The 14,557-nt window shown below is 68.7% G+C and carries 10 protein-coding genes; 4 read left to right on the top strand and 6 right to left on the bottom strand.

Annotation, left to right across the window (positions count from 1 at the left end; translation table 11 throughout):
* Together pks2 and A5701_RS18210 are read right to left on the bottom strand one after the other, a co-directional pair.
* Positions 1-4,718 (bottom strand): type I polyketide synthase (gene pks2, locus A5701_RS18215; protein WP_082969783.1); only part of this gene is annotated, 4,718 nt, incomplete at its 3' end.
* Positions 4,719-5,273: 555 nt separating this feature from the next.
* Positions 5,274-6,047, bottom strand: a complete 774-nt coding sequence (locus A5701_RS18210; protein ID WP_156670150.1) for an Rv3717 family N-acetylmuramoyl-L-alanine amidase — start codon at positions 6,045-6,047, stop codon at positions 5,274-5,276.
* A gap of 98 nt (positions 6,048-6,145) precedes the next feature.
* On the opposite strand from A5701_RS18210, the gene A5701_RS18205 reads away from it, so the two are divergent.
* Together A5701_RS18205 and recR are read left to right on the top strand one after the other, a co-directional pair.
* On the top strand, positions 6,146-6,493 hold the full coding sequence (locus A5701_RS18205; RefSeq protein ID WP_067756715.1) for a YbaB/EbfC family nucleoid-associated protein: 348 nt from the start codon (positions 6,146-6,148) through the stop codon (positions 6,491-6,493).
* Positions 6,494-6,503: 10 nt separating this feature from the next.
* Entirely contained in the window at positions 6,504-7,115 is a 612-nt protein-coding gene (gene recR, locus A5701_RS18200) for a recombination mediator RecR (protein ID WP_067756712.1), read from the top strand.
* Between the two features lie 6 nt (positions 7,116-7,121).
* Here the strand turns inward: recR and A5701_RS18195 are convergent, their stop codons facing one another.
* From A5701_RS18195 to A5701_RS18185, 3 genes are read right to left on the bottom strand one after another with little or no spacing between them, the layout of a single operon-like run.
* Positions 7,122-7,559, bottom strand: coding sequence for a hypothetical protein (locus A5701_RS18195; protein ID WP_067756709.1), 438 nt, complete (start codon positions 7,557-7,559; stop codon positions 7,122-7,124).
* A gap of 1 nt (position 7,560) precedes the next feature.
* Entirely contained in the window at positions 7,561-8,268 is a 708-nt protein-coding gene (locus tag A5701_RS18190; RefSeq protein WP_067756728.1) for a type 1 glutamine amidotransferase, read from the bottom strand.
* On the bottom strand, positions 8,261-9,490 hold the full coding sequence (locus A5701_RS18185) for a Mur ligase family protein (RefSeq protein ID WP_067756706.1): 1,230 nt from the start codon (positions 9,488-9,490) through the stop codon (positions 8,261-8,263). The genes A5701_RS18190 and A5701_RS18185 overlap by 8 nt, the downstream gene beginning before the upstream one ends.
* Before the next feature lie 190 nt (positions 9,491-9,680).
* Here A5701_RS18185 and A5701_RS18180 point away from each other — a divergent pair, with 190 nt between their 5' ends.
* Together A5701_RS18180 and A5701_RS18175 are read left to right on the top strand one after the other, a co-directional pair.
* Complete coding sequence (locus A5701_RS18180) at positions 9,681-10,673, top strand: DEDDh family exonuclease (RefSeq protein WP_067756703.1); 993 nt, start codon at positions 9,681-9,683, stop codon at positions 10,671-10,673.
* Positions 10,674-11,057: 384 nt separating this feature from the next.
* Positions 11,058-12,530, top strand: coding sequence for a chloride channel protein (locus A5701_RS18175; RefSeq protein WP_231972849.1), 1,473 nt, complete (start codon positions 11,058-11,060; stop codon positions 12,528-12,530).
* A gap of 45 nt (positions 12,531-12,575) precedes the next feature.
* Here A5701_RS18175 and leuA read toward each other — a convergent pair whose 3' ends face one another.
* Positions 12,576-14,420 carry a 2-isopropylmalate synthase gene (leuA, locus tag A5701_RS18170; RefSeq protein ID WP_197499187.1) on the bottom strand — a complete coding sequence of 615 codons (1,845 nt, stop codon included), beginning with the start codon at positions 14,418-14,420 and terminating at the stop codon, positions 12,576-12,578.
* Positions 14,421-14,557: the final 137 nt, after the last annotated feature.

The raw sequence follows: 14,557 nt of genomic DNA, 5'->3' as shown, positions 1-14,557 counted from the left end.
GCACGGTGACGGCGGTCGGAGCAGGCGTCGCGGACCATACGGTCGGCGATCGAGTCGGAGGGTTGTGCGGCGGCGGCTCTTGGGGTTCCTTCGTCACGTGCGATGCGCGACTGGCGGTCGCCCTGCCGGCGGGGCTTTCCGACGGCCAGGCCGCCGCGGCGTCCACCACGCACACCACCGCGTATCACGCCTTGCATGAGCTGGCCCACGTCAAGGCCGATGATCGCGTCTTGATCCACTCCGCGGCAGGAGGGGTAGGGCAAGCGGCGATTGAGATGGCTCGCGCGGCGGGTGCCGACATATTCGCCGCCGCCGCACAACCCTCCGACTCGATCGCCGACCGTATGGTCCGCGACGCCTGCTCCGACCGCCGTCACCGTCCCGGCGAAATCGGTGCCCAGGCCCCGGAGCGTGTCCTGGCCCAGCGCGGCCAGCACGTCGGGGTCGGCGAGGCCGGCGGCGCTGACCGCGATCTCGATTTCCCCGGGTCCCGGTGAACGCCGTTCGTGGAGAACGAGTTCCATCGACTCAAGGTCACCGGGTATACGGACCTGCAGGCGAATCCCGTCACGCCCTGGGTCGGCGATGGTGGTTCGTCGCTCTTCTGGGCACAGCGGAGTGGGGGACAACCGCGCGACATACCAGGTGTCCTGGCGCCACGCGGTCTCGTCCTCCTCGGAGCCGCCGAGCAGTTGCCGGGCCAGCTGCTCGGGGTCGGTGCTTTGGTCCATATCGATCTGGGTGACCCGCAGGTGCGGATTCTCGGTGCCGATCACCCGCACCAAACCCCGCAGCCCAGCCTGCTCCAGGTCCGGCACGTCGCCGGCGACCACGGCCTGGGCGCTGCGGGTAACGACATAGAGCCGCGGAAGTTCGCCCGGGAAGTCCGGCAGATCGCGGGTGACGCGAATCAGATGTTGCACGGACTCACAACCCAGGCGGGGGGATTGGTCCGCGGCGCCGCCGTTTCCGGATCCCGTCAGGACCACCATTCCGCTGAATCCGCCCGCACGCAGATGGTCTCGAAGCTGTTGCGCCGTCGCGTCGTGGTCGGCGTGCGGTGGCCAGCACATCGTGATGCACTGCGCACCAGATGCTTTCAGCGCGTCGGTCAACGCGGCGCCCAAGTCACCGGCGGTGGTGATCAGCAGCCACGTTCCGGCGGCGGCATACTGGGCGTCAGGTAGCTCCCGGTGCCGCCAGTCGATCGTCAGCAGCCGTTGGGCCAGCAGCCGGTCGGCGTGGCCGTTGTCGGTTGCCTCGGTGCCCAGCCGCAGCCCCCGCACCGAGAGAAGGGTCGTTCCATGCTCATCGAGGATGTCGAGATCGGCCTCGACGCCAGCCGTATCCGCCTTGGTCACCCGGGTGTAGCAGTAGCGGGCGCCGCGCGCGGCGCCGTCGAGGCGGAGTGCTCGGATCCCCAACGGCAACGCCAGCGCATCGTCGTCGAGGTCACGCACCAGCGGGTGAGCGGCGATGGACTGGAAGCACGCATCCAGTAGCGCCGGGTGGAACCCGTAAGCATCTTGCTGCGAACGGATTTCACCGGGCAGTGCGACCTCGGCGAGGACCGTATCGGGAGACTCGTCGCCGGTACGCAAGGCGACCAGCCCGCTGAACGCCCGGCCATACTGAACACCTCGCCGGTCCAGGCGGCGGCGCACCTCGGCGCCGTCCTCGCGGTGCGGGTGGGCGGCCAGCAGCGCGGACGTGTTCCGCGCGGGCGCCTGCTGCCCCGTCGCGGCGCGAAGGACCGCCGTCGCGTGCCTCCCCTGTTCCTCGGTCTCCACCACGAACTCAGCGGCATTCGGTGACGACGCCGCCGCCCAGGTACTGACCGTGGTCTGCTGATCCAGCAGCAGCGCCCGGTCGAAGCGCAGATCATGGACCTCGGCGCCGTCGCCGAGCATGACGCGCGCGGCGCTCAGCGCCATCTCGCAGTACGCCGCCGCCGGCAGGACCGGAACATTCCGGATTCGGTGATCACCCAGCCAGGGCTGGGTGGAGGTTCCCGCCTCGGCCTGCCAGACGTGGCGTTCCGGTTCTTCCAACAAACGCACGTGGGCACCCAACAGTGGATGGACCGAAATGCTGCGACCGTGCGTCGGCGATCCGTGATCACCGCGGCGCAACAACAGGGGCCGGTGGGCCCAGGTCGGCAGCGGCGCGTCCACCAGCCGGCCATCGGGGTAGAGCAACGAGAAGTCCACCGCGGCACCCGCGCTGTGCAGGTCGGCTACGAAACTGTCCAGCCCGGATGGCAGCGCTTGGCCGCGGCGCATGACGGCCAGGGCGGCCAGCGGCATGTCGAGACTGCGGGCGGTCTGCTCGATCGCATGGGTGAGCAGCGGGTGCGGCGCCAGTTCCGCGAAGACCCGGTAACCCTCTTCCAGGGCGGCCCGTACCGCCGGTGCAAACCGCACCATCTGGCGGAGGTTTTGCACCCAGTAGTCGGCATCGCACACCGGCCGCTCACGCGCGTCGTACAGGGTGGCCGAGTAGAAGGGGATATCCGGCGGCATCGGACGGAGGTCGGTGAGTGCGTCCGCCAGGTCGTCGAGGATCGGATCGACCTGCGGGGAGTGTGACGCAACGTCGACGGCGATCTCGCGGGCCAGCACATCTTGCAGCTCCCAGGCCGCGACCAGATCGCGAACGGTTTGGGTGGCGCCGCCGATCACCGTGGACTGCGGCGAGGCGACCACCGCCACCACCGCGTCGTCGACGCCGCGGGTGATGAACTCCGAAAGCACCTGCTGTGCAGGCAGTTCCACCGACGCCATCGCGCCGGATCCGGCGATGCCGGACATCAGCCGCGAGCGCCGGCAAATGACGCGCACCCCGTCGTCCAGCGATAGGGCTCCGGCGACGACGGCCGCGGCGACCTCACCGAGGGAATGTCCGATCACCGCGCCCGGGCGCGCCCCGTACGAGCGCAAGGTGGCGGCGAGCGCGACCTGCATGGTGAACAGGGTCGGTTGTATCCGGTCGATACCGGTCACGGTCTGCGCCGCGGTCATCGCCTCGGTCACCGAAAACCCGGCCTCGTGCGCGATCAACGGCTCGGCCTCGGCGACGGTTGCGGCGAAAACCGGTTCGGTGGCCAGCAATTCGGCGCCCATCTGGGCCCACTGCGATCCCTGGCCGGAGAACACCCACACCGGCCCCCTGTCGTCGTGCCCGATCGCGGCCGGGCACGGACCGTCGCCGGCGGCCACATCTCGCAGGGCCGCAATCAGTTCCGGACGGTTGCCCGCAATGACGGCGCTACGTACCGGGCGGTGCGCGCGCCGGCGCGCCAGGGTGTACGCCAGATCCGGTAATTGCACATCCTCGTGTGCCGCCACCCAGTCGGCCAGCCTGCCCGCGGTGCGGCGCAGCTCGTCGGCGGAGCTGGATGACAGCGGGAACATCAGAGAATCGGCCGGCGCCGAATCCACCGAAACAGCTTGCACTGCAGCGGGTTCAGGTGCCTGCTCGACGATCGCGTGAGCGTTGGTGCCGGATAGCCCGTACGACGACACCGCCGCCCGCCGGGGATGACCGCCGTCGCGGGGCCACGGCGAAACCGTCTGTGGCACAAAGAGTTGGGTCTTGATGGCGGCCAGCGGATCGGGCAGCTTGGTGAAATGCAGATTCCGGGGCACCATGCCGTGTTGCAGGGCAAGGATGGTTTTCATCAGGCCCAGCGCACCGGCGGCCGCCTGGGCATGCCCGAGATTGGTTTTCACCGCGCCCAGCGCGCAGGGACCCTCGATGCCATAGACCTCGGTCAGGCCGGCGTATTCGATCGGGTCGCCGATCGGCGTGCCGGTTCCGTGAGCCTCCACCATGCCGATGCTGGCGGCGTCGACGCCGGCGGCGGCCAACGCCGCCCGATACACCGCGGTCTGCGCCGCGGCCGACGGGGTGGCGATGTTGACGGTGTGGCCGTCTTGGTTGGCCGCGGTGCCGCGGATGACCGCCAGAATTCGGTCGCCGTCGCGCAGCGCGTCGCCTAATCGCTTGAGTAGCAACACGACACAGCCTTCGGAGGACGCGAATCCGTCCGCCTCGACGTCGAACGCATGACATCTCCCGGTGGGAGACAGCATGCCTTCCGCGGAGCCCGCGACGAACTTGCGCGGATCGAGGATCACGGTTGCGCCGCCCGCCAGGGCGAGGTCGCTTTCACCGTCACCGAGGCTGCGACAGGCCAGGTGCACCGCGGTCAGACCGGACGAACAAGCGGTGTCCACCGTGACCGCCGGGCCGTGCACGCCCAACGCGTACGCGATGCGGCCGGACGCCAAACTGAAGCTGCTGCCGGAGAATCCGTACGGCCCCTCCACGGCGTGCGCGTCGGCGGCCAGCAGTTGGTAGTCGCCGTGGGTCAGACCCACGAACACGCCCGTGCGCGACTCGGCCATGGTCTCTGGGGTGAGGCCGGCGTGTTCCATGGCCTCCCATGAGGTTTCCAGCAGCAGCCGGTGCTGGGGGTCGATCGCGGTGGCTTCGCGCTCGTTGATCCCGAAGAACTCGCAATCGAAACCGGCGACGTCGTCGAGGAATCCGCCCCACTTCGTCACCGAGCGGCCCGGCACTCCCGGCTGGGGGTCGTAATATTCGTCGGCGTCCCACCGGTCCGGGGGCACCTCGGTGACCAGGTCATCCCCGCGCAGCAGCGCCTCCCACAACCGTTCGGGAGAGTCGATGCCCCCCGGCAGGCGGCAGGCCATGCCGATAACAGCAGTGGAAGTGAAACCCGATGTCTCCACGGCCGTCCACCCTCTTCTTATCCGACGGGGCGGTGAGTGCGTACGAATCCTGATCGTTCGGCGGCCTCGACCATCGGCTGCGGTGCTTTGCTGAATTGACGCCCAAGCAAATGAGGGCCGGCTGTGGAGCCCGCGGTGACCCCGAGTCCGCACCCCACATCCGTGCGGGAACGCCCCGGAGTCGCGATGGGTGGAGACGTGCAGCGCGGATGGCCGCGCTTCCTGCCGGTCGACAGTTGGCTGAAATCTCGGCGAACGCCGGTCAGAAGCCGTCGCGCGCCGGTCGTCGGCCGCGACAAACAAGTTGTCGTTGTCGTTGTCGACGGATTGATCATCGGTTCTCCCACACCGCAAGTCGACATGCGTAAAACAGACCCTACAGAAGGTCACCTCCGCGCGCGCCGCGTTGAGGCAAATTCTTCTGGGTGACGAGTGAGTTAGCCCGGAGTTAAGCCGCGATTGGTCAGGCGGCCCGGGTTCGAAGCGTCGCCGTCGGGGAAGGGCCGGCTTGCGGGCCTAGCGCGCCTGGCCCTGAGAGGCCAGGAAACCCGCGACGCCGCGGACCATCGCGTCGGCGTATTTCTGCCTGCCCTCGGCCGACTCCATCAGCGCCGAGTCCGCGGGGTTCTTCATGTTGCCGCACTCGACCAGGATCGACGGGTACTGCGCCAGGTTCAGCCCGGCCAAATCCGAGCGCCCGTACAACCCGCTCTGGCCGATGTAGTTGGCGGGCGGGATGCCGGAGGCCTGCATCTGGTCGCGCATGATCCTGGCGTACTGCACCGACGGCCCGGCCTGCACCTGGTTCAGCGGCGGGGCCGAGTAGTTGACGTGGAATCCGCGGCCCGATGCGGGGCCGCCGTCGGCGTGGATGCTCAGGACCGCGTTGGGATGCAACGCGTTGGCCATGTTGGCGCGCTCGTCGACGCAGGGTCCCAGCCCGGTGTCGTTGCCGCGGGCCATCGCGGTCCGCACGCCCAGGGCGTTCAACTCCGCACGAACCCGCAGCGCCGTGTCCCAGGTGAAGGTGTGCTCCTGATAACCGCTGTTGGTCGACGTTCCGCTCGCCTGGCAGTCCTTGGTACCGCCGCGACCGGTGGGGACCTGACGGCTGATGGACGCGTCGTTGGAGCCGTTGTGGCCGGGGTCGATGAAGACAACCATGCCGGCGATGTTGGACGGGACCGCCCATGCGGCCGGGGTCGCGGTCGGGGTGATCGCCGCCGAAGCGGCAACCAGCGCACCGATGACCATCCTGATGCCGACACGCCTGCTCACTCGTAGGTCCACGGCGCAAAGGTAGCTTCGCGCGGTCTACGCTGGGTGTTTCGAATCGCCGGACACACGCAGGCGAAACCAACTCGAGACCAAGATGCGAGGGGACTGTCATGCAACCCGGAGGCGACATGTCGGCGCTGCTGGCCCAGGCGCAGCAGATGCAGCAGAAGTTGATTGAGGCCCAGCAACAGCTCGCCAACGCCGAGATACACGGGCAGGCCGGCGGTGGCTTGGTCAGGGTGACGGTGAAGGGCAGCGGCGAGGTGGTCGCGGTGCAGATCGATCCCAAGGTGGTCGACCCCGGCGACGTCGAGACGCTGCAGGACTTGATCGTCGGCGCCATGGCCGACGCCTCCACGCAGGTCACCCGGATGGCGCAGGAGCGGCTGGGGGCGCTGGCCGGCGGTTTCGGCGGGCCGCCGCCGGGACAGCCGCCGGCGCAGGCGCCGGAGCTGTAGATCGTCGAACATGTTTGAAGGACCGGTCCAGGATTTGATCGACGAGCTCGGCAAGCTGCCGGGCATCGGGCCCAAGAGCGCCCAGCGCATCGCCTTCCACCTGCTGTCGGTCGAACCGCCGGATATCGATCGGCTGACCGCGGCGCTGGGCAAGGTGCGCGACGGCGTGCGGTTCTGTGCGGTGTGCGGCAACGTCTCCGACAACGAGCGGTGCCGAATCTGTTCGGACCCTCGTCGGGACGGCTCGCTGGTGTGCGTCGTCGAGGAACCCAAGGATGTGCAGGCCGTCGAGCGCACCCGCGAATTCCGCGGCCGCTACCACGTGCTGGGCGGCGCGCTGGATCCGTTGTCCGGGGTGGGGCCCGAGCAGTTGCGGATCCGCGAACTGCTGAGCCGGATCGGGGAGCGGGTCGACGACGTCGACATCAGCGAGGTGATCATCGCCACCGACCCGAACACCGAGGGCGAGGCCACCGCCACTTACCTGGTCCGGATGCTGCGCGACATCCCGGGGCTGATCGTGACGCGGATCGCGTCCGGGCTGCCGATGGGCGGGGACCTGGAGTTCGCCGACGAACTGACGCTGGGCCGGGCGCTCGCCGGCCGCCGGGCGATGGTCTGAGACGGCTCAGGTCTTGGTCAATCGGAACGGCCGGGTGACCGTCGAGCCTGGACCGCCACACCCGTCTGACGTGGTCGTCCGGCCCTCACCGGCAAGCGACACGGCGTCGAAGCTGTAGTCGACGGTTGCCGGAACCGTTGTTCCATTCGCGCACGGTGCCTGCGTCGCGCCGCTGTGGGTCCAGCGTCCGTTCGCGAGGTCGAACTCCCAGCTGATGACGAACGTCCCGCCGTCCTGCGAGGTCGCCAGCGTGCAGTCCGATCCGCAGGGGGCGAAAAGCCATGTGGTCGTCTTGTCACTGTCGGTATAGAGCACCGTGTATCGACCGCTCGGCACCTCGGGCGTCGCGTGCGCCGGCACCGGTGTGATCAATGCGGCCGCGACTAGCAGGGCACTGCCGCTCGCCAAACCCCGCCGCCCGCTTCTCGCGATGTCATTCCGCATGTCAGCGCACCGCCAACCGCTCCCGGCGCAACAACTCCACCTCGGGCAGCTTCAGCGGCGCCAGCTCGCCCACCACCTTGCCCAACAGCAGGTCCGCTAGCTCGGGGTTGCGGGCCAGGCACGGGCCGTGCATGTAGGTGGCCACGACGCTGCCCTGCACCGCTCCGTCGAAGCCGTCGCCCGCCCGATTGCCCGCGCCCTTGGCCACCGCGCCCAGCGGCGATGCGGCGGGGCCCAGAACGGTGCCGCCCCGGTGGTTCTCGAAACCGGTGAGCCGCTGGGTCAGCCCGGGCAACAGCGGCTTGCTGATCAATTCGCCGATGGTGCGGGCCTGCTGCGGCGAGGTGGTCGCGTCGAGCATCCCCACGCCGTCGACCCGTTCCCCCGCCGACGTCTCGTACCACTGGCCGAGCACCTGCACGGCGGCGCAGATCGCCAGCACGGGCGCGCCGCGCTCCGCGGCGCGCTGCAACCCGGGATGCTTGATCAGGTGCTTGGTGGCCAACCGCTGCGCGTAGTCCTCCGCCCCGCCCAGCGTGTAGAGGTCCAGTGAGTCCGGCACCGGGTCGGCCAGCGTGATCTCGACGATCTCCGCGGCGATGCCCCGCAACCGCAGGCGCTGGCGCAGCACCAGCGCGTTGCCGCCGTCGCCGTAGGTGCCCATCACGTCGGGCAGCACCAGCCCGATCCGCACGGTCGAATCAGCCATGGCGCGCCAACGCACGTTGCAGCTGGAGGAAGGCGGTGTAGTTCGCGACGACCTCGACCCGCCCCGGCGGGCAGGACGCGATGGCCGCCACGGTGTCGTGCACCAGGGTGTGGTCGACGCCCGCGTAGCCGAGGCGCACCGCGAGGTCGGTGCCCCGCTCCCCGGCGGCCACGACGGCGGTGTGCTCGAAGTGCTCGAAGCGGACGTCCCACAGCCAGGACAGGTCTTCGCCATCGGGCACCTGCCCGTTGACCGAGATGACGACCCCGGCCGCCTGCTTGTCCACCATCGACAGCGCCTCCTGCCAGCCGGCCGGGTTCTTGGCCAGCAGGATCCGCGCCTCGTGGTCGCCGACGCGGACGGTCCGGTAGCGCCCGGCGACCTCGTCGACGCCCGACACGGCCGCCACCGCCTTCGCGGGTTCCGCGCCCAGCGCGACGGCGGCGGCGACGGCCTGGGCGGCGTTTCCGCGATTCACCGCGCCCGGCAGCGCCAACCGCATCGGCAGGGCCAGCCCGTCGGGCCCGTAGAGGGTGTGGTCGTCGAACCACCACTGCGGGCTGGGCCGCTTGAAGTCGACGCCGGTGGAATACCAATGCCCCTTGTCGCGGACGATCACCTCGCCGCTGCGCGGGCAGCTGACCGAGTCGTTGGCCCACGAGCCGCCCGCGGCCACCCACACCACGTTCGGGCTGTCGTAGGCCGCCGACGTCATGAGCACGTCGTCACAGTTGGCGACGACGACCGCGTTGGGATGCCGGGCCAACCCGGCCCGCAGGGTGCGTTCGATGACGTTGATCTCGCCGACCCGGTCCAGCTGGTCGCGCGACAGGTTGAGCAGCACGACTACGGCGGGCTCGACGGCATCGGAGACGTGCGGCACGTGCATCTCGTCGACTTCCAGGGCCGCCAGCGGCGCCTCGCGGTTCGCCGCCAGTGCGGCCACCAGCCCGGCGTCCATGTTGGCGCCTTCGGCGTTGGTGGCCACCGAACCCAGCGTGCCCAGCGCGGCGGCGGTCATCCGGGTGGTGGTCGACTTGCCGTTGGTGCCGGTGACGACGACAGTACGTCGCCCGGCCGCCAGCTGACGCAGGACCGAGCGGTCCAGGGACATCGCGATCAGGCCACCGATCATCGCTCCCGCGCCGCGTCCGGTCACCCGCGAGGCCCAGCGCGCGCTCGCTCCCGCGGCGAGGGCCAGGCGTGCACGGGTGGTAACCACCCGGGCAGTTTAAGGGCGATCGCAAGCGCGGTGCAGAGCGCCGGGGGCTGCGGGTCGCCCTCACCGAATAAGGGCGATCGCAAGCGCGGTGCAGAGCGCCGGGTGCTGCGGGTCGCCCTTACCGAATTCAGCGACCGACACGGCAGCGAAGCGACCCGGTGATGTCGGTCCGACGTGCCATCCTGTCGACATGAACCGGGTGTCCTGGGGGCGGCCGGCCGGCGAGCCGGACGGGGGTTGGGCCGTCATCGACGTCGAGACGTCGGGTTTTCGGCCCGGTCAGGCGCGGGTCATCAGCCTGGCGGTGCTGGGCCTCGACGCCGACGGTCGCGTGGAGCAATCCGTCGTCAGCCTGCTCAACCCTGGCGTGGACCCCGGGCCAACCCACGTGCACGGCCTGACGGCGGCCATGCTGGAAGACCAGCCGCAGTTCGCCGACGTCGTCGACGACGTGGTCAAGGTGCTGGACGGTCGCACGCTGGTGGCCCACAACGTCGCGTTCGACTACGCGTTCCTGGCCGCGGAAGCCGAGCTCGCCGAGACCGAACTGCCGATCGACTCCGTCATGTGCACCGTCGAGCTGGCCCGGCGGTTGGACCTCGGCATCGACAACCTGCGCTTGGAGACCCTCGCGGCGCACTGGGGCGTCACCCAGGAACGGCCGCACGACGCCTTCGACGACGCGCTGGTCCTGACCGGTGTGCTGGCGTCGGCGCTCAGGCGTGCGCGCGAGCGCGACATCTGGCTGCCGGTGCATCCGGTGACCCGGCGACGGTGGCCGAACGGCCGCGTCACCCACGACGAGCTGCGCCCGTTGAAGGTGCTGGCCTCGCGGATGCCCTGCCCGTATCTCAATCCCGGGCTGTACGTGTCCGGGCGGCCGCTGGTGCAGGGCATGCGGGTGGCCCTGGCGGCCGAGGTCGGCCGCACCCACGAGGAACTGGTCGAACGCATCCTGCACGCCGGGCTGGCCTATACCGACGCCGTCGACGGCGAGACTTCGCTGGTGGTCTGCAATGACCCCGCCCCGGATCAGGGCAAGGGCTACCTGGCCAAGCAGCTCGGGGTGCCGGTGGTCTCCGACGCGCAGTTCCTGGACTCCATCCGCGCGGTCGTGGGCGGCACCAGCATGGAGGAGTTCACCGACACCACCACGGTCGACGAGCAGCTCGCATTGTTCTGACGCTCGACCTGCTGCGCTGACGGGACGCTTAACAGGCGGACGCCAGCGAATTCAGCCCTAACTCCCAGCAATGCCTTGGCCGTTGAGCGCGCCGACGGCGCGCGGAGTTGTTACGATTCAGCGGATCACCGCAGGACGCGAATCGTGTCCTGCGAGTTGCGTTCTGGGGAATCGGTCGAGAGTTGATGCATCGATCGGATCGGTGAGGAATTCTTTGTAGTGAGTGGACGGTTAGCCGACTTCAACGTCGATCGGCGGTTAATTCCAATCACGGGCATCGCGATAGTCATCGGCGCCCTGTCAGCACTGGTGGCCTGGTGTCTGTTGAAGCTCATCGGTTTGGTCACTAATCTTGTTTTTTATCAACGTATTTCGGATGCTCTGGTGTCGCCGGCGGCAAACCACCATCCGTGGTGGCTGATTCTGGGTGCGCCGATAGCCGGCGGTTTGGTCATCGGCCTGATGGCGCGGTACGGATCCGATCAGGTACGTGGTCACGGCATGCCTGAGACCATCGAAGTGATTCTCACCGGCAGCAGCCGCGTCGAGCCCAAAGTTGCTGTGCTCAAGCCGATCTCGGCGGCCGTCAGCATCGGTACCGGCGGCCCGTTCGGCGCGGAGGGGCCGATCGTGATGACCGGCGGGGCCATGGGTTCCGTTGTCGCTCAATTCCTGCATCTGACCGCAGACGAGCGAAAGATCCTGCTGGCCTCCGGCGCCGCCGGGGGCATCGCGGCCACCTTCAACGCACCACTGGCATCCATCCTGCTGGCCGTCGAATTGCTGCTCTTCGAATGGCGGCCGCGGAGCATGGTCCCCGTCGCGAGCGCGGTAGCGATGGCCACCGTGGTGCGCTTGTTCATCCTGGGCACCGCGCCGGTATTCCCGGTCGAGGCGCATGTAGCTGAAATCCATTGGTCCATCGACGCTTTGGCGGTATGCGTCGGACTGGCCGGCGCTGCACTCGCTATCTCGGTGACGCACCTGGTCTACTGGGCCGAGAACGCCTTCCCGCGCCTGCCCATTCACTGGATGTGGTGGCCGGCGATCGGCGGCCTGATCATCGGCGCGGGCGGACTGATTGAACCGCGCGCTCTCGGCGTCGGTTACAACGTGATCGACGCACTTCTCACCGGGCGCGCCGGGCTGTCGCTGATCGTGGGCATCCTCGTGGTGAAAACCGCGATCTGGGCGCTGTCGCTGGGTTCGGGAACATCGGGCGGTGTATTCGCCCCCGTGTTCATGATCGGCAGCGCGCTCGGAGCCTTCGTCGGGCACTGGTTTCCGCACGTGTATCCGGGATTCTGGGCGATGCTGGGCCTGGCCGCCGTCGTTTGCGGCATCATGCGGGCTCCCCTGGCGGCCATCATGTTCACCCTCGAACTCACTCGCGCCTGGCCGGCGATGCTGCCGGTGGTCATCGCCACGATCACTGCCTACGCGATATCCGCGTTGCTACTCGCCCGCTCGGTGCTCACCGAGAAGATTGCACGCAGCGGAATGCATCTGACGCGTGATTACACGACCGACCCGCTGGAGGCGTTCCTGGTCGCCGAAGTGATGCGCTCCGGGCCGCCACCCGCCCCGGCGGGTGGCACGGTGGGCAGCAAGGCCACGCTGCGGCATGCCGCGAATGTCTTCGCGGAATCGGATGGCCGCCCGCTGCGGGTGGTATCGCCGGACGGTTCCGATCAGGGCCACTTGTTGATGAAGGACTTGCTGACCGCCCGGCTGCACGATCTCACCGAGGACACGGAACGGACGCGGCACCTCGTGCCGTATTTTCCCAAGCCGCCGCGAAGCATCGTTCGCCGGTGGGCCCGCGACGGTGATCGACGCGACGAGCGTGCGAGTTGAACCGGGACGAGCCCAGCTCCGTCGCCGCGGCCTCGACGCCGAGCGTTACTTCCGGGACGCGCGGTTGACCGCCGACACGACGGCGCGCAGCGACGCGGTGGTGATCGACGGCGCGATGCCGACGCCCCAGACGGAGCGGCCGTTCACCGACGCCTCCACGTAGGCAGCGGCCTGCGCGTCGTCGCCCGCGCTCATCGCGTGCTCGGAGTAATCGAGGACCGCGACGTCGAAGCCGACACCGCCGAGCGCGTGGACGAAGGCCGCGAGCGGGCCGTTGCCCACGCCGCTGATCTCGGTCTCCACCCCGTTGACCTTGACGGTCGCGGCGACCGTGGTGGTGCCGCTGTCTTCCTCCGACGCCTCGACCCGCTGTTTCATCCGCTCCAGCGGCCACACCGGGGCGAGGTACTCCTCGGAGAACACGTCCCACATCTCCTTCGGGGAGACCTCCCCGCCCTCGCCCTCGGTGATCTTCTGGATTGCCTGGGAGAACTCGATCTGCAGCCGGCGCGGCAGGGCCAGGCCGTGGTCGGACTTCATGATGTAGGCCACACCGCCCTTGCCGGACTGCGAGTTGACCCGGATCACCGCCTCGTAGGTGCGCCCGACGTCCTTGGGGTCGATCGGCAGATACGGGACCTGCCAGAGCATGTCCTCGACGTCGGTGTCCGCGGCGTCGGCGTCGACCTTCATCTGGTCCAGGCCCTTGTTGATCGCGTCCTGATGGCTGCCGGAGAACGCGGTGTAGACCAGGTCCCCGCCGTAGGGGTGACGCTCGTGGACGGGAAGCTGGTTGCAGTATTCGACCGTGCGGCGGATCTCGTCGATGTTGGAGAAGTCGATCTGGGGGTCGACGCCGCGGGAGAACAGGTTGAGCCCCAGCGTCACCAGGCACACGTTGCCGGTGCGTTCGCCGTTGCCGAATAGGCAGCCCTCGATCCGGTCGGCGCCCGCCGCGAAGCCCAATTCCGCTGCGGCGACAGCCGTCCCGCGGTCATTATGCGGGTGCAGGCTCAGGATGACGGATTCCCGATTGGCCAGGTTGCGGCTCATCCACTCGATCGAGTCGGCGTAGACGTTGGGAGTGGCCATCTCGACCGTGGCGGGCAGGTTGAAGATGATGGGGTTCTCCGGTGTCGGCGCGATGATCTCGCCGACGGCGTCACACACCTGCCTGGCGTATTCGAGCTCGGTTCCGGTGTAGGACTCCGGTGAATATTCGAAACGCCATTGCGTGCCAGGGTATTTGGCGGCCTCCTCGACGCACTTGCGGGCGCCGTCGGTCGCGATCGCCTGCACCGCGGCCCGGTCGGCGCGAAAAACCACGCGGCGCTGCAGGATCGACGTCGAATTGTAGAAGTGCACGATGACCCGCGACGCGCCCTCGCACGCCAGGAACGTGCGCTCGATGAGCTCGGGACGGCACTGCGTCAGCACCTGGATGGTGACGTCGTCCGGGATGGCGCCGTCGGTGATGATCTCGCGGACGAAGTCGAAATCGGTTTGGCTGGCCGACGGGAAGCCGACCTCGATCTCCTTGTATCCCATGCGAACCAGCAGATCGAACATGCGGCGCTTGCGGGTCGGGCTCATCGGGTCGATCAGCGCCTGGTTGCCGTCGCGTAGGTCCACCGCGCACCACAGCGGGGCGCGGTCGATGACGCGGTCGGGCCAGGTGCGGTCGGCCAGGCGGATGGGCTCGACTTCCTCGGCGAAGGATCGGTACCGGTTGACCGGCATCGCCGAACCACGCTGCGGATTCCAGGCGGGCTGTCCGGGGCCCGGCGGGCCCGCGGGTTTGACGATCGATCGGGCTGACGTATAGGCGTCGGGATTGGAAGTCACGGTAGTTGCTCCGGGGGTGTCAGAAGGAACCTCAGACCGGCGCATCGCGAACACCCGCGACGGGAAGCCGGTCTGGATCAGACCCCGTCGCGGCGTCCGAGGAGGAGCACCCGCTGCACGCCCTGCACTCTACCGCGATTGGCGCCCGGGAGGAAAATCGTCGAAAATCATGCCAAAACCGC

The sequence above is a fragment of the Mycobacterium sp. E3305 genome (assembly GCF_001666785.1).
Taxonomy (GTDB): Bacteria; Actinomycetota; Actinomycetes; order Mycobacteriales; family Mycobacteriaceae; genus Mycobacterium.
This window is presented reverse-complemented; position numbering and strand designations above follow the sequence as displayed.

Excerpts from the sequence above, each read along its gene's own strand:
- A5701_RS18195 (WP_067756709.1), bottom strand. The coding sequence starts at position 7,559 with ATGCGGAATGACATCGCGAGAAGCGGGCGGCGGGGTTTGGCGAGCGGC.
- A5701_RS18180 (WP_067756703.1), top strand. The coding sequence starts at position 9,681 with ATGAACCGGGTGTCCTGGGGGCGGCCGGCCGGCGAGCCGGACGGGGGT.
- A5701_RS18190 (WP_067756728.1), bottom strand. The coding sequence starts at position 8,268 with ATGGCTGATTCGACCGTGCGGATCGGGCTGGTGCTGCCCGACGTGATG.
- leuA (WP_197499187.1), bottom strand. The coding sequence starts at position 14,420 with ATGCGCCGGTCTGAGGTTCCTTCTGACACCCCCGGAGCAACTACCGTG.
- recR (WP_067756712.1), top strand. The coding sequence starts at position 6,504 with ATGTTTGAAGGACCGGTCCAGGATTTGATCGACGAGCTCGGCAAGCTG.
- A5701_RS18205 (WP_067756715.1), top strand. The coding sequence starts at position 6,146 with ATGCAACCCGGAGGCGACATGTCGGCGCTGCTGGCCCAGGCGCAGCAG.